Annotated in this window: 22 protein-coding genes and 1 pseudogene; 14 read left to right on the forward strand and 9 right to left on the reverse strand. The window is 65.0% G+C overall.

Going from position 1 to position 25,137, the window contains the following annotated elements; translation table 11 throughout:
- The first annotated feature begins 79 nt into the window (after nt 1-79).
- The 3 genes from gshA (at nt 80) to AO057_RS17400 (ending at nt 4,611) form a co-directional block, all read left to right on the forward strand.
- Nucleotides 80-1,375 (forward strand): glutamate--cysteine ligase, encoded by a 1,296-nt coding sequence (gene gshA / locus AO057_RS04395; protein WP_057674493.1) that lies wholly within the window; start codon nt 80-82, stop codon nt 1,373-1,375.
- Between the two features lie 146 nt (nt 1,376-1,521).
- Complete coding sequence (locus tag AO057_RS04400) at nt 1,522-3,390, forward strand: potassium transporter Kup (protein WP_057674494.1); 1,869 nt, start codon at nt 1,522-1,524, stop codon at nt 3,388-3,390.
- Between the two features lie 150 nt (nt 3,391-3,540).
- Nucleotides 3,541-4,611, forward strand: a complete 1,071-nt coding sequence (locus AO057_RS17400) for an IS30 family transposase (protein ID WP_082605367.1) — start codon at nt 3,541-3,543, stop codon at nt 4,609-4,611.
- 555 nt (nt 4,612-5,166) lie between these two features.
- On the opposite strand, the gene AO057_RS04410 is transcribed toward AO057_RS17400, so the two are convergent.
- The 3 genes from AO057_RS04410 to argS form a co-directional block, all read right to left on the reverse strand.
- Nucleotides 5,167-5,808 (reverse strand): thiol:disulfide interchange protein DsbA/DsbL, encoded by a 642-nt coding sequence (locus AO057_RS04410; protein ID WP_057677165.1) that lies wholly within the window; start codon nt 5,806-5,808, stop codon nt 5,167-5,169.
- 70 nt (nt 5,809-5,878) lie between these two features.
- Nucleotides 5,879-6,472 carry an SPOR domain-containing protein gene (locus AO057_RS04415; protein ID WP_057674495.1) on the reverse strand — a complete coding sequence of 198 codons (594 nt, stop codon included), beginning with the start codon at nt 6,470-6,472 and terminating at the stop codon, nt 5,879-5,881.
- A 51-nt stretch (nt 6,473-6,523) separates the two neighbouring features.
- Complete coding sequence (argS, locus tag AO057_RS04420) at nt 6,524-8,209, reverse strand: arginine--tRNA ligase (protein ID WP_057674496.1); 1,686 nt, start codon at nt 8,207-8,209, stop codon at nt 6,524-6,526.
- Nucleotides 8,210-8,365: 156 nt separating this feature from the next.
- On the opposite strand from argS, the gene AO057_RS04425 reads away from it, so the two are divergent.
- On the forward strand, nt 8,366-8,674 hold the full coding sequence (locus tag AO057_RS04425) for a PsiF family protein (RefSeq protein ID WP_057674497.1): 309 nt from the start codon (nt 8,366-8,368) through the stop codon (nt 8,672-8,674).
- Between the two features lie 81 nt (nt 8,675-8,755).
- Here AO057_RS04425 and AO057_RS04430 read toward each other — a convergent pair whose 3' ends face one another.
- Entirely contained in the window at nt 8,756-9,679 is a 924-nt protein-coding gene (locus tag AO057_RS04430) for a LysR family transcriptional regulator (RefSeq protein WP_057674498.1), read from the reverse strand.
- Nucleotides 9,680-9,773: 94 nt separating this feature from the next.
- On the opposite strand from AO057_RS04430, the gene AO057_RS04435 reads away from it, so the two are divergent.
- The 7 genes from AO057_RS04435 (at nt 9,774) to AO057_RS04465 (ending at nt 17,778) form a co-directional block, all read left to right on the forward strand.
- Nucleotides 9,774-11,048, forward strand: a complete 1,275-nt coding sequence (locus AO057_RS04435; RefSeq protein WP_057674499.1) for a GGDEF domain-containing protein — start codon at nt 9,774-9,776, stop codon at nt 11,046-11,048.
- Between the two features lie 82 nt (nt 11,049-11,130).
- Complete coding sequence (locus tag AO057_RS04440; RefSeq protein WP_057674500.1) at nt 11,131-12,000, forward strand: HTD2 family dehydratase; 870 nt, start codon at nt 11,131-11,133, stop codon at nt 11,998-12,000.
- Nucleotides 12,001-12,015: 15 nt separating this feature from the next.
- Complete coding sequence (locus AO057_RS04445; RefSeq protein WP_057674501.1) at nt 12,016-13,173, forward strand: acyl-CoA dehydrogenase family protein; 1,158 nt, start codon at nt 12,016-12,018, stop codon at nt 13,171-13,173.
- The gene (locus AO057_RS04450; protein ID WP_057674502.1) at nt 13,173-14,351 is read left to right on the forward strand and encodes a CaiB/BaiF CoA transferase family protein; all 1,179 of its coding nucleotides are present in this window, start codon (nt 13,173-13,175) and stop codon (nt 14,349-14,351) included. The genes AO057_RS04445 and AO057_RS04450 overlap by 1 nt, the downstream gene beginning before the upstream one ends.
- A 2-nt stretch (nt 14,352-14,353) precedes the next feature.
- A complete protein-coding gene (locus AO057_RS04455; RefSeq protein WP_057674503.1) occupies nt 14,354-15,712 on the forward strand; it encodes an MmgE/PrpD family protein in 1,359 nt (452 codons plus the stop codon).
- Between the two features lie 141 nt (nt 15,713-15,853).
- Complete coding sequence (locus AO057_RS04460; protein WP_057674504.1) at nt 15,854-16,840, forward strand: tripartite tricarboxylate transporter substrate-binding protein; 987 nt, start codon at nt 15,854-15,856, stop codon at nt 16,838-16,840.
- Between the two features lie 119 nt (nt 16,841-16,959).
- Complete coding sequence (locus AO057_RS04465) at nt 16,960-17,778, forward strand: metal-dependent hydrolase (RefSeq protein WP_057674505.1); 819 nt, start codon at nt 16,960-16,962, stop codon at nt 17,776-17,778.
- A gap of 31 nt (nt 17,779-17,809) precedes the next feature.
- Here AO057_RS04465 and AO057_RS04470 read toward each other — a convergent pair whose 3' ends face one another.
- Nucleotides 17,810-18,010, reverse strand: a complete 201-nt coding sequence (locus AO057_RS04470) for a hypothetical protein (RefSeq protein WP_057674506.1) — start codon at nt 18,008-18,010, stop codon at nt 17,810-17,812.
- Between the two features lie 176 nt (nt 18,011-18,186).
- Nucleotides 18,187-19,095, reverse strand: coding sequence for a LysR substrate-binding domain-containing protein (locus AO057_RS04475; protein ID WP_057674507.1), 909 nt, complete (start codon nt 19,093-19,095; stop codon nt 18,187-18,189).
- Between the two features lie 188 nt (nt 19,096-19,283).
- On the opposite strand from AO057_RS04475, the gene AO057_RS04480 reads away from it, so the two are divergent.
- Nucleotides 19,284-19,994 carry a haloacid dehalogenase type II gene (locus AO057_RS04480; RefSeq protein ID WP_057674508.1) on the forward strand — a complete coding sequence of 237 codons (711 nt, stop codon included), beginning with the start codon at nt 19,284-19,286 and terminating at the stop codon, nt 19,992-19,994.
- A 43-nt stretch (nt 19,995-20,037) separates the two neighbouring features.
- On the forward strand, nt 20,038-22,254 hold the full coding sequence (locus AO057_RS04485; protein ID WP_057674509.1) for a malate synthase G: 2,217 nt from the start codon (nt 20,038-20,040) through the stop codon (nt 22,252-22,254).
- 124 nt (nt 22,255-22,378) lie between these two features.
- Here the strand turns inward: AO057_RS04485 and AO057_RS04490 are convergent, their stop codons facing one another.
- Nucleotides 22,379-22,684 (reverse strand): hypothetical protein, encoded by a 306-nt coding sequence (locus AO057_RS04490; RefSeq protein ID WP_057674510.1) that lies wholly within the window; start codon nt 22,682-22,684, stop codon nt 22,379-22,381.
- A gap of 254 nt (nt 22,685-22,938) precedes the next feature.
- Between AO057_RS04490 and AO057_RS04495 the strand changes: the two are divergent.
- Nucleotides 22,939-23,780: pseudogene (locus AO057_RS04495) on the forward strand (NAD-dependent protein deacetylase).
- Between the two features lie 72 nt (nt 23,781-23,852).
- On the opposite strand, the gene AO057_RS04500 reads toward AO057_RS04495, so the two are convergent.
- Together AO057_RS04500 and AO057_RS17695 are read right to left on the reverse strand one after the other, a co-directional pair.
- Nucleotides 23,853-24,416 carry a hypothetical protein gene (locus tag AO057_RS04500; protein ID WP_057674511.1) on the reverse strand — a complete coding sequence of 188 codons (564 nt, stop codon included), beginning with the start codon at nt 24,414-24,416 and terminating at the stop codon, nt 23,853-23,855.
- Between the two features lie 94 nt (nt 24,417-24,510).
- Nucleotides 24,511-25,113: a hypothetical protein gene (locus AO057_RS17695; RefSeq protein ID WP_156404466.1), complete on the reverse strand. Its 603-nt coding sequence runs from the start codon at nt 25,111-25,113 to the stop codon at nt 24,511-24,513.
- Nucleotides 25,114-25,137: the final 24 nt, after the last annotated feature.

The following is a 25,137-nucleotide window of genomic DNA, read 5'->3' on the forward strand; positions in this document are numbered from 1 at the left end:
GGTGCCGGCCCGGGCCTTGAATTCGGCGGCCAGCCCGCCACGTCCTAGAATTGCTTCACCCATCCATTAGCGAGGCCGCATGGTCCCCCATCTCATCACGGCCCTGACCGGTCCGATCAACGAGCTCGAGCAGCGCATCCTCGACTCCATGCCCGCCATCGAGCGCTGGTTCCGACTGGAGTGGATGGAACACACGCCGCCCTTCTACAGCTCGGTGGATATCCGCAACGCGGGCTTCAAGCTGGCCCCGGTGGACACCAACCTCTATCCCGGCGGCTGGAACAACCTCACGCCCGAGATGCTGCCGCTGGCCGTGCAGGCCGCCATGGCGGCGATCGAGAAGATCTGCCCCGAGGCGCGCAACCTGCTGCTCATTCCCGAGAACCACACGCGCAACACCTTCTACCTGAGCAATGTGGCGCAGCTGCGGCGCATCTTCCACATGGCCGGCCTGAACGTGCGCATCGGCTCCATCAGCCCCGAGATCAAGAAGAACACCACCATCGAGCTGCCTGGCGGCGAGACCGTGACGCTGGAGCCGGTGATCCGCAGCAAGACCCGCCTGGGGCTGAAGGACTTCGACCCCTGCACCATCCTGCTCAACAACGACCTCTCGGCCGGCATTCCCGGCATCCTGGAGGATATCCATGAGCAGTACCTGCTGCCGCCGCTGCACGCCGGCTGGTCGGTGCGCCGCAAGAGCAAGCATTTCCAGAGCTACGAGGAAGTTTCCAAGCGCTTCGGCAAGTTGCTGGGCATCGACCCCTGGCTGATCAACCCCATGTTCAACCAGTGCGGCCAGGTCAACTTTGCCGAAAGCAGCGGCATGGACTGCCTGACCAGCAACGTCGATGCCTTGCTGGGCAAGATCCGTCGCAAGTACAAGGAGTACGGCATCAAGGAAAAGCCCTTTGTCGTCGTCAAGGCCGACAACGGTACTTACGGCATGGGCATCATGACCGTGCGCGACGTCAAGGAGCTCGAAGACCTGAACCGCCGTACGCGCAACAAGATGAGCGTGATCAAGGACGGCCAGGAGGTCAGCGAGGTCATCATCCAGGAGGGGGTGCTGACCAACGAGCGCATGCACGACGCCGTGGCCGAGCCCGTGGTCTACATGATGGACCGTTATGTGGTGGGCGGTTTCTACCGCGTGCATGCCGAGCGCGGCGTGGACGAAAATCTCAATGCGCCGGGCTCCAGCTTCGTACCCTTGGCTTTCGACCAGAGCACCCGACTGCCTCAGCCCGGTGCCAAACCCGGCGCCAGCGCCCCCAACCGCTTCTACATGTACGGGGTGATCGGCCGCCTGGCCATGCTGGCGGCCAGCTACGAGCTGGAAGCCACCAATCCCGAGGCTGAGGTCTACGAGTAAGCGGGTTCCACCCTGAGTTGCTGCGCTGCAACAATCCGGGCTGCCGGCGGGGTGGCCGAGCGGCATCGTTTGGCGCGCCGGGGCGGTCGGAGCACAATAGCGCATCTGCATAGCTTGAACCCCGCCCTTGAAGACGGGGCCCATTTGTGTCCGCATCCAAATCCTCGCTCGCGGCCCTGACCCTGGGCGCCATCGGTGTTGTCTACGGTGATATCGGCACCAGCGTCCTGTACGCGGTCAAGGAGGTGTTCGGTTCCGGGCACGTGGCCTTCTCGCCGGACAACGTCTACGGCATCCTCTCCATCTTTTTCTGGACGCTGACGGTCATCGTCTCGCTCAAGTACGTCACGCTGGTGCTGCGGGCGGACAACAATGGCGAAGGCGGGCTGGTGGCCATGTTGGCGCTGGCTTCGCAGTCGGTCAAGGACAAGCCGGCACTGCGCCGCGTACTGCTGCTGGTCGGCATCTTCGGCACCTGCCTGTTCTACGGCGATGGTGTCATCACCCCGGCGATCTCGGTGTTGTCGGCGGTGGAAGGCCTGGAAGTGGTGTCACCCACCTTCAAGGCCGCGGTCATACCGCTCACCCTGGTGATCCTGTTCGGGCTGTTTGCCGTTCAAAAGCGCGGTACGGCCGGCATCGGCAAGTTCTTCGGCCCCATCACCCTGGTCTGGTTCGCGATCATCTCTCTGCTAGGTCTGGCGCAGATTGCCAGCAATCCCGCCATCCTGTGGGCGCTCAGTCCGCATTACGCCGTCGGTTTCATGTGGCACAACCCGGGCACCACCTTCATCATCCTGGGGGCGGTGGTGTTGTGCGTGACCGGCGGTGAGGCGCTGTACGCCGACATGGGACACTTCGGCAAGAAGCCGATCCGCCTGGCCTGGTTCTCGGTGGTCATGCCCGCGCTCACGCTCAACTACTTTGGCCAGGGCGCGCTGCTGTTGAAGAACCCCGAGGCCGTGAAGAATCCCTTTTTCATGATGGCGCCCGACTGGGCCCTGCTCCCTTTGGTGGGCCTGGCCACCATGGCCACCGTGATCGCCTCGCAGGCCCTGATCTCCGGGGCCTTCAGCGTGACCAAGCAGGTCATCCAGCTGGGCTACCTGCCGCGCCTGCAGGTGTTGCACACCAGCGTCAAGGACACCGGGCAGATCTACATGCCCTTCGTGAACTGGGGCCTGTTCGTGGCCATCGTGCTGGCGGTGCTGATGTTCCGATCTTCCAGCAACCTCGCGGCGGCCTATGGCATTGCCGTCACGCTGGACATGCTGATCACCACCGTGCTGACCTTCTTCGTGTTGCGCTACGGCTGGAAGTACCCGCTCGCATTGTGCCTGGCGGCCACCGGTTTCTTCTTCGTGGTGGACCTGGCCTTCTTCAGCTCCAACCTCATGAAGCTGCACCATGGGGGCTGGTTTCCCCTGGCCATCGGCGGCGCCGTCTTCATACTGATGGTCACCTGGAAGCAGGGGCGTGCCCAGCTCAACGCCGCGTTGCGCCAGGATGCGCTGGACCTGCCCGGTTTCCTGGAGGCCGTGTTCGTCAGTCCGCCGGTGCGGGTGGAAGGCACGGCCGTCTTCCTGACCGCCGAGACCGGCAGCGTGCCCAACGCGCTGCTGCACAACCTCAAGCACAACAAGGTGCTGCACGAGAACAACCTCTTCGTCACCGTACGCAACCACGAGGTCCCCTGGATCGGGCTGGACAAGCGCATCGAGATCGAACCGCTGGGGCATGACTGCTGGCAGGTCATCGTGCACTACGGCTTCAAGAACGACCCCGATCTGCCCAGTGCGCTGGAGCAGGTCCGTACCCAGGGCTGCGCGCTCAACCCCATGACGACCAGCTACTTCCTCTCACGCGATATCGTCATCCCCACCATGGGTCGCGGCATGTCGCCCTGGCGCGAGAAGCTGTTCGCGCAGATGCACCATAACGCCAGTGCTGCGGCCGAGTTTCTCAACCTGCCGAACAATGCGGTGGTGGAGTTGGGGTCGAAGATCGAGATCTGATCTTCTGGCTTCTTCGATCAGCTGATTTGCTGGCGTGGCTTTGTCGGGATATGCCCCCGACAGGGCAGTAACTTTCTTTTGCTTCGCCAAAAGAAAGTCACGGCGGATTCAAAGCTGAAGTGCAACACACTTCCAGAAGGAGCCCGTTGCATGAAAGCCACCTACACCCACCTGAGCGCCGAGGAACGTGGCGCGATCATGGCCATGAAGTTTCAGGATTGCAGCGTCCGCGGCATTGCTCGGGCGCTTGGCCGTTGTCCGAGCACCATCAGTCGCGAACTGCGGCGAAATGGCTACAAGCAGGAATCTGAGTTAGGGCCTATGGGCCGTCCCCGAGTTGCGGGCGGCTACAACGCAGTACGTGCTGGCGTGCGTGCCCGTCGCCTCCGTCGTGCTTGTCGACCAACCCGAAAACTTCATCCGGACGGTGCCTTGTGGCAAAGGGTTCATGGCCTGCTGTGCCAGAGCTGGTCGCCTGAACAGATTGCGGGCACACTCAAACGCGAGCATCCCGGGCAACCTCAATTGCAAGCTTCCCACGAGACGATCTACACCGCCATTTACGCGGCCCCGCGAGGGGAGCTGCGTCGACAGCTGGTCAGCCTGCTGCGCCAAGGGCGTGGGGCACGCCGTCCCCAGGCACGAGGCACTGGGCGGCGCGGCGCCCTACAGGACATCGTCAGCATTCATCTGCGCCCCCCCGAAGCCAGCGATCGATTACTACCGGGTCACTGGGAAGGCGATCTGATCAAGGGTTCCAGGAACCAATCGGCTGTGGGCACCCTGGTGTGCCGCAAGACCTTGTTCGTCATGCTGGTGAAGATGGATGGTGCCACGGCAGAAGAAGCCCTGCGCGGCTACGAACAGGCCTTCAGCCCTCTGGACGATGCATTACGCCAGACCTTGACGTACGACCAGGGCAAGGAGATGGCGTTGCACAAAAAGCTGGCCGAGAGCACAGGATTGAAGATCTACTTTGCGGACCCGCACAGCCCCTGGCAGCGCGGAATCAACGAGAACACCAATGGGCTGATCAGGCAATACCTGCCCAAGGGGACGGATCTGAGCGTCTATAGCCAGCGCCAGCTCGATCACATTGCCTGGAGTCTCAATACCCGCCCTCGCAAGACCCTTGGGTTCAGGACTCCAGCCGAGGTGCTCTTCGAAGATTGCTTCAAGCAGAATGTCGATATCCAGCCCATCGTTGCACTTGGTATTTGAATCCGCCCACCAAAGAAAAGGCGAGCCGGGTGCGTCGTCCCTCCGCTGCGCTCCGGGCATGCTGCGTTGCTCGGCCAGGACGGGAAGTGCAGAAACTCGCCCTGCGGGCTCAGACATCTGCACTTCTTTTTCCGCCCTTGCCTGTGCTACTCGCCTCCGCACACGGCAGTGGAAACCGACTCCGAATACCAAATGCCAAGACAACAAGGACGCGCCATGGCGCGTCCTTGTGGGGTCCGGCTGTTGGTTCCCTGGCTGTCCGGACCCCCATGCCGTGTGGCAGGGCTGAGCAGCGCAGCAGCGGGCGGATCAGGGCGGGCGTTGTCTGAGCGCAGCGAGTTTAGCCCGACCCCGCCCGATGCGAGCAGCGCAAGGTACCCCGAAGGGGCCCTGACTTCGGCTCGCCTTTCTTTTGGGTACTTTGCTTTGGCGAAGCAAAGAAAAGTACCTCGCCCGCCGGGGCGAGACCCGGCTTGCAACGCACGCAACAAAACAAGGCAGAAAAAGAAAAGCCCGCTCGAAAGCGGGCCTCGGCAAGAGAAGGCGAGAGAAGGATCAACGACCCTTGCGCACTTCCCCGACCAGATAGTCCACCACCTGCAGCGACCGCTCCATATTGCGCGTCAGCGTGCCGTCGGTGTAGAAACGGCCGGCCACGCCCATGGCGGGCACGCCTTCGACCTTGTAGGCGGCGGTCAGCTGGCCGGCGCGGGTGACCTTGGAGGCCACGGTGAAGGAGTTGAACTGCTCCATGAACTTGGTCTTGTCCACGCCCTGGCTGGAAATCCATTCGGCGATGACCTCCGGCTGTTCCAGGCGCTTGCGCTCGCCGTGGATGGCCTGGAAGACCTTGCCGTGGATCTTGTCGACCAGGCCCATGGCTTCCAGCGTGTAGTACAGGCGCTGCTGGCCCTGGTAGGCGCTGCTGAAGGCCACCGGCACGCGCCGGATCACCACGTCCTTGGGCGCGCGCTTGATCCAGGCTTCCAGTGCGGGCTCGAAGGCGTTGCAGTGCGGGCAGTTGTACCAGAAGAACTCGACCACCTCGATCTTGCCGCTGGGCGTTTCGATCGGGGCGGGTTTCTCCAGCGGCAGGTAGTCCTTGCCGGCGTCGAAACGCTGCTGGGCGAAGGCGGGCAGCACGGTGGCTCCGGCCAGGGCAGCGCCGCAGGCGCGGGAAAAGTCACGACGTTTCATCATTTGCGTTGGCTCCATGAAGATGCCGGGGTGGGACACGTCCCGGCGGTACAAGTTCCGTTCAGACGAATCAGCGCTGCACGCGCACCAGGGCGGTCTCGTGGCCGGCGGCCTCGATCTGGCCCTTGACCTTCTCGGCTTCTTCCTTCTTGTCGTAGGGGCCGACGCGCACGCGGTAGATCTGGCGTCCCGCCTGCTCGCGTTCGGTGACCTTGGCTTCCACGCCGGTCAGCGAGAGCTTGGCGCGCTGGGCCTCGGCATCCTCGGGAGTGCGGAAGGCGCCGACCTGGATGAAATAGGCAAAAGGATCGGCAGCACCCGCCTTGGCCTTGGCCAGGTCGCCCAGCGGGTCGGCTGAGGGTTTGCTGTCGGCCTTGGCCGGCTGCTTGACGGCCGGTGCCGGTGTGGCGGGCCTGGCCGCGGCCTTGGGGGTCGAGGCGGCGGCAGCCGGCGGTTTGGTCTTGTTGTAGAGCGGGGCGTTCGGGTCCCAGTCCTTGTTGCGTTTTTCTTCGGCCGCGTCCTGGTCGGGGGTGCGGTTCTGCCCCTTGTTCAGGAAGGGCACCGGGGTCTTGGTCACGTAGAGGGCGACAACCAGCGCCACGGCCAGGCCGATGACGACGCCGATGATCAAGCCCAGGATGGTTCCGCCGCGTTGCTGTTTCATGCCTTGCCTTTGTCTCGCCAATCTGGATGTCCGATACCGCATCGCAGCCGGCTACATCTTCTCCGGTGCGCTCACGCCCAGCACCGCCAGGCCATTGTGCAGCACCTGCGCCGTGGCGGCCACCAGGGCCAGCCGTGCGCGCTTGAGTGCCTCGTCTTCCACCAGGATGCGCTCGGCATCATAGTAGCTGTGGTAGCTGGCGGCCAGCTCGCGCAGGTAGAAGGTCACGTCGTGCGGCGCGAAATCCTGCGCAGCGGCCGTGAGCATCTCGGGGTACCGGGAGAGCTGCAGCATCAGGCCCTGGGCGGCCGGGCTGTCCAGCAGCGCCAGGTCGGCGTCCTTGAGCGTGCTGCGGTGGCCGCCTTCCTTCTCGCGCCAGGCGTTGATCACCGAGCAGATGCGCGCATGGGCGTACTGCACGTAGTAGACCGGGTTCTCGTTGTTCTTCTGCACGGCCAGATCGACGTCGAAGGTGTATTCGGTGTCGGGTTTGCGGCTCAGCAGGAAGAAGCGCACGGCGTCCTTCGAGGTCCATTCGATCAGGTCGCGCAGCGTCACGTAGCTGCCCGCGCGTTTGGAGATCTTCACCTCCTGGCCGCCGCGCACCACGCGCACCATGGTGTGCAGCACGTAGTCGGGGAAACCCTGCGGGATGCCCAGGCCCACGGCCTGCAGGCCGGCGCGCACGCGTGCGATGGTGCCGTGGTGGTCCGTGCCCTGGATGTTCACGACCTTCTCGAAGCCGCGCTCGAACTTGGTGATGTGGTAGGCCACGTCCGGCACGAAGTAGGTGTAGGTGCCGTCGCCCTTGCGCATGACACGGTCCTTGTCGTCGCCGTACTCGGTGGTCTTGAGCCACAGGGCGCCGTCCTGCTCGTAGGTCTTGCCGGCCTCGCGCAGCCGCTGCACGGCGGCGTCGACCTTGCCGCTGGTGTACAGGCTGGACTCGAGGTAGTAGTTGTCGAACTTCACCTCGAAGGCCTTGAGGTCCAGGTCCTGCTCATGGCGCAGGTAGGCCACGGCGAACAGACGCATGCCGTCCAGGTCGTTCACATCGCCGCTGCCGGTGAATTCGCGGTCATCCGACTTGACCGTCTTCTTCGCCATGAAATCCGCCGCAATGTCGGCGATGTAGTCGCCGTTGTAGGCCGCCTCCGGCCACTCGGCGTCGCCCGGCTTGAAACCCTTGGCGCGCAGCTGCACGCTGTTGGCCAGGGTGCCGATCTGCACGCCGGCGTCGTTGTAATAGAACTCGCGGCTGACCTCCCAGCCCTGGGTCTGGAAGAGGTTGCAGATGGCGTCGCCCAGGGCGCCCTGGCGGCCATGGCCCACGTGCAGCGGGCCGGTGGGGTTGGCCGAGACGAACTCGACCATCATGCGCCGGCCCTTGGCCGTCTGTTCACCGTAGTGCCGGCCCTGTGACAGCACCTCGCGCACCACCTGCTGCTTGGCAGCGGGCTTGAGGCGGATGTTGATGAAACCCGGGCCCGCGATCTCCACCGCCTCGACCCAGGTCGAGAAGGCCGGGGTGGCGAGCAGCGCGCTGCGCAAGCTCTCGGCCACCTGGCGCGGGGGCTGTTTCAGGGGTTTGGCCAGCTGCATGGCTGCCGTGGTGGCCAGGTCGCCGTGTTCGGCCACCTTGGGGGATTCAAAGGCCGCGCGCGCGCCGGCGCCGGGCAGCAACTGCTCCAGCACGATGCCGAGGGTCTGGAGCAGTTCGTTTTTGACAGTCAACATGGAGCCCGATTCTACTGACCGGGGCTGTACCGCCTGCTGGTGCGCTGCGCAGGCCGGGGTAACCGTTTGTCAGCAGATTTGCCGTCCGGACCGTTGTATGCTGGAATCGGGCTGCGATTCACCCACCCCAACCGTTCATATCCTGGAGGAGACACCATGAAGAAACTGCTTTCCCTGCTCGCCCTCGGCCTGTCCCTGAGCCTTGGCGTCGCGCACGCCGACGAAGAGAAGAAGGCCCCGACCGCCCAGCAGAACAAGATGGGCATGTGCAACAAGGAGGCCGGCGAGAAGAAGGGCGACGAGCGCAAGAAATTCATGAGCGAATGTCTCAAGGCCAAGCCGGCCGCCGCGACGGCCAAGGCCACGCCCCAGCAGGAGCGCATGAAGAAGTGCAACGCCGACGCCACCGGCAAGACCGGCGACGATCGCAAGAAGTTCATGAGCCAGTGCCTGAGCAATAAATAAGCACCAGCGCTTCTCGAAAACAACCCCGCGTGGCGTACCGCTCGCGGGGTTTTTTCATGGGCCGGGCGCCAGTCCGTAGCCTCAGCGGCGGACCTGCCAGAAGCCGGGCTGGCCGTAATGGTGCTTGAGAAAGTCCACCCACAGCCGCACGCGCAGCGGCAGGTGCTTGCGCTGCGGGAACACCGCATAGATGCCGTTGGGCGGTGCGGCGTAGTCCTCCAGCACGGTCACCAGACGGCCCTCGGCGATCTCCTCTTCCACTTCCCAGGAGCTGCGCCAGGCGATGCCATGGCCAGCCAGGCACCAGTTGTGCAGCACCTGGCCGTCCGAGCAGTCCATGGGGCCGCTGGGGCGCAGGTGCATGACTTCCCGGACCCCCTCCTTGGGAACACTGAATGCCCACCCCCGGGTCTGTGAAGCATCGCTGGACAGCACCAGGCAGTCGAAACGGGTCAGATCCTGCGGTTGCGCGGGGGTGCCGTGGCGTTTGAGAAAGTCGGGGGTGGCCACGCACAGGCGCCGGTTGTCGGCCATACGCACGCTGACCAGGGAGGAGTCCGGCATGTCGCCCACGCGCACCGCGCAGTCATAACCTTCGCCGGCAATGTCCACCACCCGGTCGCTGAGGTTCAGGGAGATGGTCACATCGGCATGCAGTTCGCGGAACTTCGGGATCAGGGGCGCCACATGGCGGCGGCCGAAACCCGCCGGCGCCGTGATCCGCAGGTGGCCGCTGGCCTTGACCCCGCCGGCCGAGACGCTGGCTTCGGCATTGGCCACGTCAGTGAGCAAGCGCTGGCAATCTTCCAGAAAGGCGCTGCCCTCGTGGGTCAGGCTGATGCGTCGCGTGGTGCGCACCAGCAGTTTCACGCCCAGGCGCTCCTCCAGCGCGTCCAGTCGCCGGCCCATGATGGCGGGCGCCACGCCCTCGGCATGGGCGGCAGCGGTGAGGCTGCCGCGGGTGGCCACCGAGACGAAGGACTCCATTTGCTTGAGCTTGTCCATCGGGCAATTATGTCTCTGCGTGGTTCTAATTGACGAAAAACAAGACGGATTTGTTCATTTTTGAGAAAATCCGGGCACAACTTCCCAGGCACCCGTGAACACCTCACCTGCCTCCATCTACCCCGAAAGCCTGCCCCGGCTGGAGGAAGAGGCCATCCAGACGCGCATGATGCGCGAGCTCTTCGCGCGCACGCGCGAATCGGCGCTGGTGGGTTTTCTGCCGGTTTTCCTGATTGTCTGGTCGCACTGGACGGCCCAGCCGCTCGGGCAGTTGCTGCTGTGGGCCGGCTGTGCCCTGCTGGTGCTTGCCTTTCGTGTCCTGCTGGCCCATGTTTTCCTGGCCTCCTTGCCGCAGACCCAGATCGGGCATGGGCGGCTGTGGTTCGGCCTGGAGTGGCTGGGTTCCGTCGGCCTGGCCGCGGTCTGGGTCGGCAGCATCACCATGGTGGGCACGGGCCAGGTCGATGCGCTGTTCTTCCTGCGCCTGATCTTCATCGTGGCCCTCGTCGCCTTCCTGCTGAGTGCGCTGGGCATCGAGATGCGGCTCTACGCCAGTTTCATGACCGCCATCGTCGCTGGCACCCTGTGGCAACTGCACCGGCACTACCCGGGTTTCGTCCAGGAGCTGCCGGTGGTCGACTGGGCCTTCGTGGTGTATGCGGTGATGCTGCTGGTGCGCAGCCGCGGCGAACACCGGCGCACGCGCGAGTGGGTGCGCGCGCGCCTGACCCAGCGCAAGCTGCTGGACCAACTGCACCAGAACATCCAGCAGGAACTGCAGATGCATGAGTTGCTGCGCAGCCGCACCCAGGAGCTGGAGGCCACCAACCGCAAGCTCGGCGAACTCGCCATCCGCGACAGCCTGACCGGCGCTTTCCGCCGCGGCCACATCGAGGCCGAGCTGCGGCGCCAGGTCAAGGCCTGGGAGCGCCAGCCCGAGGACTTCTCCATCCTCCTGCTGGACATCGATTTCTTCAAGCGCGTCAACGACGCGCATGGCCACGCCGTGGGCGACGAGGTGCTGCGGCGCCTGGCGACGCGGGCCCAGGAAACGCTGCGCGGCAGCGACATCTTTGGCCGCTGGGGCGGGGAGGAGTTCATCGTGCTGCTGCCGGCCACGCCCCTGTCGCAGGCCGTGGAGGCCGGTGAACGCGTGCGCCTGGCCATCGCCGGCCTGGAGTTCACGGGCGAGGGCGGGCGCCGCTTTGGCATCACGGTTTCGGTCGGGGTGGCCCAACTGGCGCCCGGCGAAACGGCCGACACCCTGACCGAGCGCGCCGACAAGGCGCTCTACGCCGCCAAGAGCGCCGGGCGCAACCGCGTGCTGGCCTATGAGCCCGGGCAGACCCAGTTCAGCCACCTGGGGTGAAGGCCGCGTTAAGGGCCGGCTAACAGGGCCTTGTCGAAAAGCAAATTGCCGGCGGCAGCCGGCCGGCGCATGATCTGCGCCCATGAACACCCCCGCTTCCACCCCCACCCTGGCGCTGGACACCCTGCGCGACTGGATCGGCCGCAGCGAATCCCGCGAGGACCAACTCAGCGCCACTCCGGTGGCCGCCCTCTCGGCCACGCTGGACCGCGAGGATCCGGTCCCCGTGCCCGGCACCGCGCTGCCGCCCTTGTGGCACTGGCTCTACTTCACGCCGCTGACGCGCCACAGCGAGATCGGCGAGGACGGCCACGCCAAACGCGGCGGTTTCCTGCCGCCGGTACCGCTGCCGCGGCGCATGTGGGCCGGCGGGCGGCTGGATTTCCTGCAGCCGCTGCGCGTGGGCGAGCGCGTGACCCGCGTGTCGACGATCAAGGACGTGACGGTGAAGGAGGGCCGCAGCGGATCGCTGGTCTTCGTCTGCGTACGCCATGAATTCAGCAACGCCCAGGGCCTGGCGCTGAGCGAAGAGCACGACATCGTCTACCGCGACGCACCGGCGCCCGGTGCACCGCAGCCGGCCCCCACGCCCGCGCCGCGCGACGAGCAGTTCAGCCGCGAGATCGTGCCCGACCCGGTGCTGCTGTTCCGCTACTCGGCGCTCACCTTCAATGGCCACCGCATCCACTACGACCGCAGCTATGTCACGGGTGTGGAGGGTTACCCCGGTCTCATCGTGCACGGGCCGCTGATCGCCACGCTGTTGACGGACCTGCTGCGCCGGAATCTGCCGGACGCCAAGGTGCAGCGCTTCAGCTTCAAGGCCGTGCGTCCGACCTTCGACATCCATCCTTTCACGGTCTGCGGCAAACGCGAGGGCCAGACGGTCACGCTCTGGGGCCGTGACCACGAGGGCTGGCTCACCATGCTGGCCACGGCCGAGATCGCATAAGGAACACGTTTCGATATGAACAAGACCGACCAATACCAGGACATCCGCGACGCCGTGCGTGGCCTCTGTGCCCAGTTTCCCGACGAATACCACCGCAAGATCGACGCGGCACGCACCTACCCCGAGGAGTTCGTCGATGCCCTGACCAAAGCCGGCTGGCTGGGCGCGCTGATCCCGCAGGAATACGGCGGCTCCGGCCTGGGCCTGACCGAGGCCTCGGTCATCATGGAAGAGATCAACCGCAGCGGCGGCAACGCCGGCGCCTGCCACGGCCAGATGTACAACATGGGCACGCTCTTGCGCCATGGCTCCAAAGAGCAGAAGGAGCTCTACCTGCCCAAGATCGCGTCCGGCGAGTGGCGCCTGCAGTCCATGGGCGTGACCGAGCCCACCACCGGCACCGACACCACCAAGATCAAGACCTCGGCTATCAAGAAGGGCGACCGTTACGTGGTCAACGGCCAGAAGGTCTGGATCTCGCGTGTGCAGCACTCGGACTTCATGATCCTGCTGGCGCGCACCACACCCCTGGCCGAGGTGAAGAAAAAATCCGAGGGCATGTCCATCTTCATGGTGGATCTGCGCCAGGCCGAGAAGTCCGGCCTGACCGTGCGCCCCATCCCCAACATGGTCAACCACGAGACCAACGAGCTCTTCTTCGAGAACCTGGAGATCCCGGCCGAGAACCTGATCGGCCAGGAAGGCCAGGGTTTCAAGTACATCCTCGACGGCCTGAACGCCGAGCGCACGCTCATTGCCGCCGAGTGCATCGGCGACGGTTACTGGTTCGTGGACCGCGTGACGAAATACGTGAAGGACCGCGTGGTCTTCGGTCGCCCCACCGGCCAGAACCAGGGCGTGCAGTTCCCCATTGCCGAGAGCTACATCGAGGTGGAGGCTGCCAACCTCATGCGCTGGAAGGCCTGCGAGCTGTTCGACGCGCACCAGCCCTGCGGTGCCGAGGCGAACATGGCCAAGTACCTGGCGGCCAAGGCCTCGTGGGAAGCCGCCAACGTCTGCCTGCAGATGCACGGCGGCTTCGGCTTCGCCTGCGAATACGACATCGAGCGCAAGTTCCGCGAGACGCGCCTGTACCAGGTGGCGCCGATCTCCACCAACCTGATCTTTTCCTACGTGGCCGAGCACCTGCTGGGCCTGCCGAGGAGTTTCTGATGAAACCGCTCGAAGGCATCACCGTCGTCACGCTGGAACACGCCATTGCCGCGCCCTTCTGCTCGCGCCAGCTGGCCGACCAGGGCGCGCGTGTCATCAAGGTCGAGCGCCCGGGCAGTGGCGACTTCGCGCGGGGTTACGACAGCCGTGTCAACGGCCTGTCCTCGCATTTCACCTGGACCAACCGGTCCAAGGAAAGCCTGGCGCTCGATCTCAAGCACGCCAAGGCCGGCGAGATCATGGACAAGCTGCTCAGCACAGCCGACGTGCTGGTGCAGAACCTCGCGCCCGGCGCCGCCGCGCGCATGGGCCTGTCCTTCGAGGCCCTGCACGAGAAGTACCCCAAGCTCATCGTCTGCGACATTTCGGGTTATGGCGACAGCGGCCCCTACCGCGACAAGAAAGCCTACGACCTGCTGATCCAGAGCGAGGCCGGTTTCCTCTCGGTGACCGGCTCGCCCGACGAGCCCGCCAAGGCCGGCTGTTCGATTGCCGACATCGCCGCCGGCATGTACGCCTACACCAACATCCTCACCGCCCTGCTGCAGCGCGGCCGCACCGGCCTGGGCCGGCGCATCGACGTCTCCATGCTGGAGAGCATGGCCGAGTGGATGAGTTTTCCCATGTATTACGCCTTTGAGGGCGCCACGCCGCCGCCGCGCGCCGGCGCCTCGCACGCCACCATTTACCCGTATGGCCCGTTCGCGGCCGGCGACGGCAAGAGCGTCATGCTGGGCCTGCAGAACGAGCGCGAGTGGGCGGTGTTCTGCGATCAGGTCCTGCAGCAGCCCGCGCTGGCGAAAGACGCACGCTTCGACGCCAATGCCAAGCGCTCCGCTGCGCGCGCCGAGGTGAAGGCGCTGATCGAAGCGGCCTTCGGCAAGCTCAGCGCGGCCCAGGTGATCGAACGACTGGAAGCCGCCGGGATTGCCAACGCCCAGGTCAACACCATGGCCGATCTCTGGGCGCACCCGCAGCTGGCCGCACGCCAGCGCTGGACCGAGGTGAGCACCCCCGTCGGCCCCGTGCCGGCGTTGCTGCCGCCCGGTGCCCCGGACGAAGCCCATGTGCGCATGGACGCCATCCCCGCCGTGGGCCAGCACAGCGAGGCCATCCTGCGCGAGCTGGGCCTGAGCGCTGCCGATATCGAACAACTCAAGAACGAACAAGCCATCTGAACATGAGCACGACTCCCTCATCCGCGGCCCTGGCCGAATTCGCCGCCACGCTGAAGTTCGAATCCATCCCCGAGCCCGTCATCCGCCGCACTGAGGACCTGTTGCTCGACTGGTTCGGCTCGGCCCTCGCCGGCAAGAACGCGCGCGCCGTCGAGATCCTCGCCACCTTTGTCGAAAGCATGGGGCCCAGCGACGGCCCCAGCGAAATCCTGATCCACCGTCGCAGCAGCAGCCCCCTGCTGGCTGCCATGGCCAATGCCGCCGCCTCGCACGTGGCCGAGCAGGACGATGTGCACAACGGCTCGGTCTTCCACCCCGCGACCGTGGTGTTTCCGCCCGCACTCGCGGTAGCCCAGGCCCTGGGCCTCAGTGGCCGCGAACTGCTGACCGCCTGCGTGGCGGGCTACGAGGTCGGCATCCGCGTGGGCGAATTTCTCGGACGCTCGCACTACAAGGTCTTCCACACCACGGGCACGGCCGGCACGCTGGCCGCCGCTGCCGCGGTGGGCCATCTGCTGAAGCTGAGCCCCGAGCAGATGCTGAACGCCTTCGGCTCGGCCGGCACGCAGTCGGCCGGCCTGTGGGAGTTTTTGCGCGACGCAGCGGACTCCAAGCAGCTGCATACCGCGCATGCCGCGGGCGCCGGCCTCACCGCCGCCTACCTGGCGCAAAAGGGTTTCACCGGCGCGCGCCGCATCCTCGAAGGCCCGCAAGGGCTGGCCGCCGGCATGTCCAGCGATGCCGATGTGAGCAAGCTCACCGACGGCCTGGGCACGCGCTGGGCTACGGCCGAGACCTCCTTCAAGTTCCACGCCTCCTGCCGCCACACGCATCCCGCAGCCGATGCCTTGCAGCAGGTGCTGGCCACGCACAAGATCAAGGCCAGTGAGGTGAAGCGCGTCACGGCCCTGGTGCACCAGGGCGCCATCGACGTGCTGGGCCCTGTGACCGATCCGCAGACCGTGCACCAGAGCAAGTTCTCCATGGGCACGGTGCTGGGGCTGGTGGCCGTGCTGGGGCGTGCGGGCCTGAGCGAATTCGACGCCAGTTTCAAGTCCGGTGAGGTGACGGCCTTTCATGACAAGGTCGTCATGGAACTCGACCCCGAGGTCGATGGCGCTTACCCCGCGCGCTGGATCGGCAAGGTGCGCGTGGAAACGGTCGACGGCCGCCTGCTGCACGGTCGTGTGGACGAGCCCAAGGGCGACCCGGGCAACACCCTGAGCCGCCCCGAACTGGAAGACAAGGCGCTGCGCCTGGCCCTGTACCACGGTGGTGCCAGTGAGCTTGAGATGCGCGCTGCCATGGCCCGGCTCTGGGCCATCGCCGATGCACCACAGGTGGGCCGGCTGCTGCCCTGATACGCCGGCGCAGCAAATCCCCAGAACCCATGGGCCTTAGGGATGACCCGGCTTGTTCGCCGGCCGCATCTGAACGAGCATAGGTACCATAAGAAGGAAAAGGGAGTTCCCCATTCATCCAAGCTACGAGGACGACAAACCATGAACCTGAACCGCAGAATCTTTACCGCCGCCGCCGTGGCTTCCACCCTGGCCCTGGGCAGCAGCCTGGCCCAGGCGCAGGCCTATCCGGCCAAGCCGATCAGTCTGGTCGTGCCCTTCGCAGCTGGCGGCCCCACCGACATCGTGGCCCGCACCCTGGCCGCCACCATGACCAAGTCGCTGGGGCAGAGCGTGGTGGTGGAAAACAAGGCCGGCGCGGGCGGCACCATCGCTGCCGGTTACGTGATGAAGGCCGCGCCGGACGGCTACACCTTCCTGATCCACCACAACGGCATGGCCACGGCGCCGGCGCTGTACCGCAAGCTGGCCTACAACCCCGTGACCGATTTCGAGCACGTCGGCAATGTGGTGGACGTGCCCATGACCATGCTGGCGCGCAAGGACATGGCGGCGAAGAACCTGGGCGAACTGATCGCCTACATCAAGGCCAACGCCGAGAAGATCAACCTGGCCAACGCCGGTCTGGGGGCTGTCTCGCACCTGTGCGGCACGCTGTTCCAGCAGTCGCTGGGCGTGACCCTGACCACCGTGCCTTTCCAGGGCACGGGCCCGGCGCTCAATGCGTTGCTGGGCGGCCAGGTCGACCTGCTGTGCGACCAGACCACCAACACCGTGCCGCACATCAAGGCCGGCACCGTCAAGATGTACGGCGTGACCAGCAAGCAGCGCATCAAGGCCCTGCCCGATGCACCCACGCTGGATGAAGGCGGCCTCAAGGACTTCGAGGTCATCGTCTGGCATGGCGTCTACGCGCCCAAGGGCACGCCGGCGGCCGTGGTGCAGAAGTTCGGCGACGCCATGCGCGCCGCCCTCAAGGACCCGGCCTTTGTTGACCGCATGGCGCAACTCGGTGGTGAGATTCCCCCGGCGGGCCGCCAGTCCGGCGAGGGCCAGCGCGCCTGGTTGACGGCCGAAGTCGAGAAGTGGGGCAAGGCCATTCGCGCCGCCGGCCAGTTCGCCGACTGATCGTCGCGGCACGAGCCATGCAAAACGCCGGGTCCGCCCGGCGTTTTGCATGGACTCCCCCAGGCCTTGCGGGAGGAGTAGCATCGTCCCCGGTTTCCCGTCAATCAGCCCGCCACACCATGACCGATCTTGTTGTCCGCCGCCTGCTCGTCGACATGGACGCGCCCATGGCGCGCCACTGGTGCGCGGGTGACCCCTTGCGCACCGCTTTCTTCAACGCCCTGTCCATGAGTTTCCCGGTGGGGGAGCAGTTCTTCATCGATGCCGTGCGCCAGGGCTATCAGGCCTTGCCCGGCGATCTGCAGGCGAAGTTCAAGGCGGAGGTGCAGGGTTTCGTGGGCCAGGAAGCCACGCACCGGCGGCTGCACGAGCTGTACAACCAGCAGCTGGGCAAGCAAGGCCTGGAGAACCGCTGGGGCCCGCGCGCGCAGCAGCGTCTCAAGCAGCTGGAAGACCTGGACCCGCGGCATCCGCTGGCCATCACCGCGGCCAACGAACATTTCACGGCCATCTTTGCCGACTGGCTGCTCAAGCACCCCGAGGTGCTCGGCAGCGCTGACCGCCGGCTGGCCACCCTGTGGCTGTGGCACAGCGCCGAGGAAGCGGAGCACCGTTGCACGGCCTTCGGCCTCTACCAGGCGCTGGGTGGCAACGAAGCCTGGCGCATCACATGGTTTCGTCGTGCGACGATGTTCTTCCTGGGCGACCTGCTGCGCCAGACGGTGCTCAATCTGCGGCGCGACAAGACGCTCTGGCGCTGGCGCACCTGGACCAGCGCCGCAGGCTTTCTCTTCGGCAGGCAGGGTCTGGTGCGCTGCACTTTCAAGCCCTGGCGCGACTACCTGCGCGCTGATTTCCACCCGGCGCAGCATGATGCGGTGGCATCACGCCAGTGGCTGGAGGCCAACCGCAGCGCCTACACCCCGGTCGGGGGCTGAGGCTGGCGCCGCGGGTCGGCGCCGCCGCCTGTCAGAAGGATGAGTGGAGTTCGCGTTTGACCTGGTGCTCCGCCATCACGAAGTTGGCGATAGCTATCACCAGCGACACGCCCAGGGCCAACAGGCCGATGAGCAGCGCCTTCAGGCTCGGCGCCGCCAGGCCCAGCAGGGTGAACAGGACGAAGGTGGCCAGCAGCGAGATCTTGAAACGGAAAAGCAGGGTGTGGTGCATGGGGTGGTCAGAGCGCCCGGGTGCTCGTGTGCAGTGCAGGAGCAGGCCATTGTCCGGACGGGCCGCCGCGCAGACAAGCGGGAAACCGTATCAGCGGTAACGAAGCGTAGGGGCTTCGGCTGTCCAGGAGTGGGCATTCGGCCCACAGTCGTGGCCATCTGGCGCAGACACGCCCCCTACGCGCCACCCTGCCGCGCATCCTCCACCAGCAAGTCCACCAGCTCGCGCGCATAGGCCGGCAGCGCGTCCAGGCTGCGCACCACGATCTGCATCGCGCGTTCGGCCCAGGGGTCGGCCAGGGGCACGATGCTGATGGCCATGGTCTGCGCATGCCGGTGGGCGGCCGAGCCGGGCAGGATGGCCACACCCACGGCGGCCTCCACCATGCGGCAGGCGGCTTCGAAGTTGCTGACCTGGATGCGCTGCTGCATGGGCCGGCCCATGCCCTCGCAGATCTGCTGCAGGAAAGCGCGGATGGCGCTGCTCTCGGCCAGACCGATGTGGTCGAAATCCAGCGTGTCGGCAAAGCTCACGGCGGGCGCGCCGGCCAGCGCGTGGCCGCGCGGCACCACCAGCACCAGGCGGTCGCGCCGGTAGGGCAGCACCTGCAGGTTCTCGGTGCGCACCAGGCCGGCCACGATGCCGATGTCGGTCTGGCCCTCGGACACCGCGCGCACGATGTCGTGGCTCAGGCGTTCCTGCAGGTCCACGTTCACGTCGGGGTGGGCCAGCAGGTAAGAGCGCAGCACGGGCGGCAGGAACTCGCCCAGGGCCGTGGTGTTGGCGTGCACGCGCAAATGGCCGCGGATGCCGCGCGCGTACTCCTGCAGGTCGGTGCGCAGGTGTTCCAGCTGGCCCAGCACCAGGCGGGCGTGGTGCACAAAGGCCTGGCCCGGCGGCGTGAGCGTCACGCCCTGGGAGCTGCGGTGCAGCAGCTTGACGCCCAGGCTTTCCTCGATGTTCTTGATGCGGGTGCTGGCCGCGGGGGCCGACATATGGGCCGCCTCGGCGCCCTTGGTCAGGCTGTCGGCTTCGGCAATGCGCACCATGAGGCGCAGATCGACCAGATCAAAGGGCATGTTCATCAAAATTGGCTGTCAAAACACGGCAGATCATGAAAGAAGACGGCGATTGATGGATTGATGCCATCGACCGATCCGATTATGCCGTTCTTGGCATTTTTGGCCCAAAAAGTCGATTCGATACTTTTTGTTCGCAATTTACGCATTATTTTGCTATTAATGGTTTTGAAAGTATCAAATAAAGTGGAGGCATGGAAAAAACCCGCGCCTCTGCCACGTCACAGCCGAAAGCCGTGCTGTTCGACGCCTATGGCACCTTGTTCGACGTCTACAGCGTCGGCCTCGTGGCGGAACAATTGTTTCCCGGCCAGGGCCAGGCCCTGGGCCAGCTCTGGCGCGAGAAGCAGATCGAATACACGCGCCTGGTCACCACCAGCAACCACGGCTCGCACTACCAGCCCTTCTGGCAACTCACGCAGGCCGGCCTGCGCTACGCCTGCAAGCGCCTCAAGCTCATCCTCACGCCCGAGGCCGAGTTGCAGCTGATGAACCAGTACCGTCACCTGAGCGCCTTCCCGGAAAACCGCGACGTGCTGCAGGCGCTGAAGGCCCGCGGTATCACCACCGGCATCCTTTCCAACGGCGACCCTGAGATGCTGGGCATCGCCGTGCGCAGCGCGGGCCTCGAAGGCCTGCTGGACCACGTGATCAGCGTGGACGCCGTGCGCAAGTACAAGACCCACCCCGAGGCGTACGCGCTGGGCGAGCAGGCGACCGGCCTGCGTGCCGCGCAGATCGTCTTCGTCAGCAGCAACAGCTGGGACGCACTGGCCGCCACCTGGTACGGCTACCGGACCCTGTGGGTCAACCGCTATGCGCTGCCTTTCGAGGAACTGGGTACCCAACCCACGCGTACCGGCAACACGCTCAACGACGTGCTCGGCTTCTTTCCCGCCGAATGACACGCCGTCTGACTACGATTTTTATATTCCAGGAGTTAAGACCATGACGCAACGCACCAAAGCCCACCGGCTGCAAGTCGCCACCCAGCTGTACCGCTTCATCGAAGACAAGGTGCTGCCGGGCACCGGCATCAGCAGCGCGGCTTTCTGGAAAGGCTTCGACGCCATCGCCCATGAGCTGGGTCCCAAGAACGCCGCCCTGCTGGCCGAGCGCGACCGCCTGCAACTGGAGATGGATGCCTGGCACAAGGCCCACCCCGGTCCCATCAAGGACATGAAGGCCTACCGCGCCTTCCTGGAGAAGACCGGTTACCTGGCCCCCGTGCCCGCCGAAGTGCAGAGCGACACCGCCAACGTGGACGCCGAACTCGCCGTGCAGGCCGGCCCGCAGCTGGTGGTGCCCATCCTGAACGCACGCTACGCGCTCAACGCCGCCAACGCGCGCTGGGGTTCGCTGTACGACGCGCTCTATGGCACCGACGCCCTGCCGGAGGACGATGGCGCCAGCAAGGCCGGCCCGGACGGCAAGGGTTACAACCCGAAGCGCGGCGCCAAGGTCATCGAATACGCGCGCCACGTGCTGGACCGCGTGGCCCCGCTGAAGAAGGGCTCGCACGTCGACGCCACCGCCTACACGGTCGAAGGCGGCAAGCTGAAGGTGGCGCTGAAAGACGGCAGCAAATACTGCCTGGTCGACGCGCACAAATTCGTGGGTTACCAGGGCAGCGCGGTGGCGCCCTCGGCCGTGCTGCTGCGCAATAACGGCATCCACATCGAGATCCAGTTCGATCGCAGCACGCCCATCGGCCGCAGCGACGCTGCCGGCGTGAGCGACCTGCTGGTCGAAGCCGCGCTCTCCACCATCCTGGACCTGGAAGACTCCGTGGCCGTGGTCGATGCCGACGACAAGGTGCTGGCCTATGACAACTGGCTGGGCATCCTCAAGGGCACGCTGACCGAAGAGGTGAGCAAGGGCGGCAAGACCTTCGTGCGCCGCCTCAACGCCGACCGCATCTACAAGGGCGCCAACGGCGAAGAGATCCGGCTGCACGGCCGCTCGCTGCTCTTCGTGCGCAACGTCGGCCACCTGATGACCAACCCGGCCATCCTCTACGGCGACGGCAGCGAGATCCATGAAGGCATCATGGACGCCGTCATCACCACCACCATCGCCCTGCACGACCTCAAGGGCCTGACGCAGAACGGCGTGCGCAACTCGCGCACTGGCTCCATCTACATCGTCAAGCCCAAGATGCACGGCCCCGCCGAGGTGGGCTTTGCCTCCGAGCTGTTCGCCCGGGTCGAGCAACTGCTGGGCCTGGCCGAGAACACGGTCAAGCTGGGCATCATGGACGAGGAGCGCCGCACCAGCGTCAACCTCAAGGCCTGCATTGCCGCGGCCAAGAGCCGTGTGGCCTTCATCAACACCGGCTTCCTGGACCGCACCGGCGACGAGATGCACACCGCCATGTACGCCGGCCCCATGATCCGCAAGGCCGCCATGAAGGGCACCGAGTGGATCGATGCCTACGAGAAGAGCAACGTGCTCGAAGGCCTGGCCTGCGGCCTCAAGGGCCGTGCCCAGATCGGCAAGGGCATGTGGGCCATGCCCGACCTGATGGCTGCCATGCTCAAGCAGAAGGTGGTGCACCCGCTGGCCGGCGCCAACACGGCCTGGGTGCCCTCGCCCACCGCCGCCACCCTGCACGCGCTGCACTACCACCAGGTCAACGTGGCCGACATCCAGGACGCGCTGGAGCAGCAGGCCACGGCGAAGAACTTCAAGGCGCTGGAAGAGAAGCTGCTCACCGGCCTGCTGACCATCCCCGTCGCTGCCAAGCCCAACTGGAGCGCCGAGGAAATCCAGCAGGAGCTGGACAACAACGCACAGGGCATCCTGGGCTACGTGGTGCGCTGGATCGACCAGGGTGTGGGCTGCTCCAAGGTGCCCGACATCCACAACGTGGGCCTGATGGAAGACCGCGCCACGCTGCGCATCAGCAGCCAGCACATGGCCAACTGGCTGCAGCATGGCATCACCGACGAGGCGCAGGTGCGTGCCACCTTCGAGCGCATGGCCGCCGTGGTGGACCAGCAGAACGCCGGCGACCCGCTGTACCAGAAGATGGCTGGTAACTTCGCCACCTCCATGGCCTACAAGGCGGCCACCGACCTCGTGTTCAAGGGCCTGGAGCAGCCCAGCGGCTATACCGAGCCGCTGCTGCACGCCTGGCGCCTGAAGGTCAAGGCGGCAGCCTGACGCCACCCCCTCGCCCTGGCTCAAGGGCGGCGCCAAACAAAACGGCACCCGAGGGTGCCGTTATTTTTTGGCGCTGAGGCCTGGGCCCGTGGGCCTGCCGCAGTGCCGGGAGCGTGCGTGGCGCTTAGCGCGCGCCGACGCGGCTGGTATCGCTCACACGCATCGCGCAGCGTGCGTTCAGCTGGGCGAAAGCCTGGTCCACAGGCGCGTTGATTTCCTTCAGCGAGGCATCCAGTGCCACGTTGTAGCTGGTGGGCAGCGTGTCACCGTCGTTGCCGCCACCCAGCATTTGCATGCAGTTGTAGGGCTGGTCCACAAAGCGGGCCACGGCCGACGAGGCGGCAGCGGAGGGGGCGGGCGTCTCCATGCTCTGGGCATGGGTGGCGATGGCCATGGCGGCGAATGCGATGGAAACTGCGATCTTTTTCATGGTGAAACTCCTTGGTGTGTTGTGTGTTCACGCCGAAGAACCAGGGGCCCCTTGTGGGTTTGGCCGTCCATTTCTTGCTGCAACTTCGTCGTGTAGTCAGATTAAGTCGTTTGTAAAAAAGAGCAACACCGCGTGACACACGCCGCATTCGTTTCTGTCGATTAAGTCACGGTGCAATTCGTCCGGCTGACGCCGGTGTGAAATAAGTCACACGAATTTCCCGGCCTGGTTCCACCACACCGCACAATCCGCTCATGGACGGCCTGCAGCCCCTGATCGACTTTGTCGCCAAGCACCCGCGCCTGCTGGTCATCACCGGCGCCGGCTGCAGCACCGCCGCCGGCATCCCCGACTACCGCGACGAAAACGGCGCCTGGAAACGCCAGGAGCCCATGCGCTACCAACTGTTTGTGGACAGCGCGCTGGCGCGCCAGCGCTACTGGGCACGCAGCATGCTGGGCTGGCGCACCATGGCCGGCGCCTTGCCCACGGCCGCGCATCACGCGCTGGCGCAGCTGGAGCGCGCGGGCCGCATCGTCCAGCTCGTCACGCAGAACGTCGACGGCCTGCACCAGGCCGCGGGTAGCCAGGCCGTGGTGGACTTGCATGGGCGAATCGACACCGTGTGTTGCCTGGGCTGTGGCGTTCGCTCTCCGCGCCGTGCGCTGCAGGAGGAACTGATGGCGCGCAACCCGGACTGGCTGGCGCTCGATGCGCGCAGCCTACCTGATGGCGATGCCGATCTGGAGTCGCTCGACTTTGCCGCCTTCGGCGTACCCGCCTGCCCGCACTGCGGTGGTTTGCTCAAGCCGGATGTGGTTTCTTCGGTGAAAGCGTGCCACGTGAGCGTGTGGCGGCTGTGCGTGCGGCGCTGGCGCAGGCCGATGCCGTGCTCGTGGCCGGCTCTTCACTGATGGTGTATTCGGGTTACCGCTTTGTGGAGGAGGCGGTGGCGGCCGGCAAACCCGTCGCGACCGTCAATCGGGGGCGGACGCGGGCGGACCCGGTGTTGACACTCAAGGTGGAGACGGAAGTGGGACGAGCGCTGAAGGCGTTGGCTCAGCCCGCCGCAGCGGGTGAGCGGGTGGAGAGCTGAAGTTTGGGGCCTCCCGAGTGCGGAAGCGGGCGAAGCCCGCTATGGCACTTCGGGTGCAGCAGAGGGTTAGGCCTACTCATCCCACTTGAGCACACGTGCCCAATCGATGTGCTCCTGGAATACGGCGTTGAACCGCATCATGGCCGTGCACCAATCTGCGACGTTGACTCGGGCCACCCACGCTTTGCCTGACTGCTCATGGCCGAACAGGCGGCAGACACCGGTCCAGTACTCGAACAAGTCTTTGCCCGCGCCGACTTCTTGCCACACGAGTTTTGCACCGGTTGCATGGATGATCTTGTTGCATGAGTCGCGTAGTGACAGTGCGCCGCCTCCCTCGATCGTTCCGATGTCAAGGCCTCTACTCGCATCCAGCTGGAGAGTGTTGGCATCGAACTCTTCGTCCTCCGCACGACCAATGTCCTGAAGCATGCGGATCTTGATCGCCGCATCAATCATCGTTCCGCTGACGAGAGCCTTCAAGTTTCCGAAGTACTGCCACCACTCATATTCAGCCGGCGCCTCGGAGTGACGGGCAATCTTGAATCGGTCGCAGAACGCCCTGCTACCGAGGACTGCGTGGTGAAGGGTGAAGAGGCGCGCTTCGATGGAGTCAAAGTCGATAGAGTGCGTCATTGGGGTTGCTAGTTGACCTAACGTCTGACACGAGATGTACTTATAAGCCTTAGGCCGGAAAGCGTCCTCTCGATGGAGGGATCAAAGCGCTCGCTCACCGCAGGCGCATTTCACTGAGATCTTTGCCCGTGCATGCGCGATACAAGGCGGATAGAGTTGTGCGGGCTTCTTCGATCTCGCCAATCGCGTACTCAGCGAACCCTTGAATGTGGCTTCTGGCAACGTCATCCTCGTCTGATGACCCGTGGTAGAGAAGGCTCTCGCGCACATGCGCTAGCTCTGCTGTCGCGGTGAGGGCCGGCTCCACAAGGTCGAATAGATCTTTATCAAGTGTTGCGACTTCAAGAAGATGCTTTGACATCTGTTCTTGGTGAATAACCGGAACAGCAATCTTTGAATAGTTGCCTTTCGATTCAGAGTCTATGCATGCGTAAATTCGTCCACTTTTCGCATACTCAATTGAGAAGGCAGCTGTGGAATCTGGGTTTGGTGCAGACTGAAGTTCATCAGCGATGCTGCGCAGTGATCGGATGGCCCAGTGGTTCAACTCGCATTCGCGAGCGAGAAGTTCTTTGATCGCTTTTTTCTTGCGCCCCTCGCTGCTGTGGCGTCTCCAAGTCTCCAGAATCTCCTTCAGCATGAAGATGATGATTGCTACTAGAGCGGTGGCCGGAAGAAGTGATGAGAGCGTCTGCATGTGGAGCGCTCTAACGTGATGTAG

Source organism: Curvibacter sp. PAE-UM, from assembly GCF_001432305.1.
Classification (GTDB): Bacteria; Pseudomonadota; Gammaproteobacteria; order Burkholderiales; family Burkholderiaceae_C; genus Hylemonella.

Coding starts and splice junctions, on each gene's coding strand:
- gshA (WP_057674493.1), top strand. CDS start 80: ATGGTCCCCCATCTCATCACGGCCCTGACCGGTCCGATCAACGAGCTC.
- AO057_RS17400 (WP_082605367.1), top strand. CDS start 3,541: ATGAAAGCCACCTACACCCACCTGAGCGCCGAGGAACGTGGCGCGATC.
- AO057_RS04410 (WP_057677165.1), bottom strand. CDS start 5,808: ATGAAACGTCGTGACTTTTCCCGCGCCTGCGGCGCTGCCCTGGCCGGA.
- AO057_RS04415 (WP_057674495.1), bottom strand. CDS start 6,472: ATGAAACAGCAACGCGGCGGAACCATCCTGGGCTTGATCATCGGCGTC.
- argS (WP_057674496.1), bottom strand. CDS start 8,209: ATGTTGACTGTCAAAAACGAACTGCTCCAGACCCTCGGCATCGTGCTG.
- AO057_RS04425 (WP_057674497.1), top strand. CDS start 8,366: ATGAAGAAACTGCTTTCCCTGCTCGCCCTCGGCCTGTCCCTGAGCCTT.
- AO057_RS04430 (WP_057674498.1), bottom strand. CDS start 9,679: ATGGACAAGCTCAAGCAAATGGAGTCCTTCGTCTCGGTGGCCACCCGC.
- AO057_RS04440 (WP_057674500.1), top strand. CDS start 11,131: ATGAACACCCCCGCTTCCACCCCCACCCTGGCGCTGGACACCCTGCGC.
- AO057_RS04445 (WP_057674501.1), top strand. CDS start 12,016: ATGAACAAGACCGACCAATACCAGGACATCCGCGACGCCGTGCGTGGC.
- AO057_RS04450 (WP_057674502.1), top strand. CDS start 13,173: ATGAAACCGCTCGAAGGCATCACCGTCGTCACGCTGGAACACGCCATT.
- AO057_RS04455 (WP_057674503.1), top strand. CDS start 14,354: ATGAGCACGACTCCCTCATCCGCGGCCCTGGCCGAATTCGCCGCCACG.
- AO057_RS04460 (WP_057674504.1), top strand. CDS start 15,854: ATGAACCTGAACCGCAGAATCTTTACCGCCGCCGCCGTGGCTTCCACC.
- AO057_RS04465 (WP_057674505.1), top strand. CDS start 16,960: ATGACCGATCTTGTTGTCCGCCGCCTGCTCGTCGACATGGACGCGCCC.
- AO057_RS04470 (WP_057674506.1), bottom strand. CDS start 18,010: ATGCACCACACCCTGCTTTTCCGTTTCAAGATCTCGCTGCTGGCCACC.
- AO057_RS04475 (WP_057674507.1), bottom strand. CDS start 19,095: ATGAACATGCCCTTTGATCTGGTCGATCTGCGCCTCATGGTGCGCATT.
- AO057_RS04480 (WP_057674508.1), top strand. CDS start 19,284: ATGGAAAAAACCCGCGCCTCTGCCACGTCACAGCCGAAAGCCGTGCTG.
- AO057_RS04485 (WP_057674509.1), top strand. CDS start 20,038: ATGACGCAACGCACCAAAGCCCACCGGCTGCAAGTCGCCACCCAGCTG.
- AO057_RS04490 (WP_057674510.1), bottom strand. CDS start 22,684: ATGAAAAAGATCGCAGTTTCCATCGCATTCGCCGCCATGGCCATCGCC.
- AO057_RS04500 (WP_057674511.1), bottom strand. CDS start 24,416: ATGACGCACTCTATCGACTTTGACTCCATCGAAGCGCGCCTCTTCACC.
- AO057_RS17695 (WP_156404466.1), bottom strand. CDS start 25,113: ATGCAGACGCTCTCATCACTTCTTCCGGCCACCGCTCTAGTAGCAATC.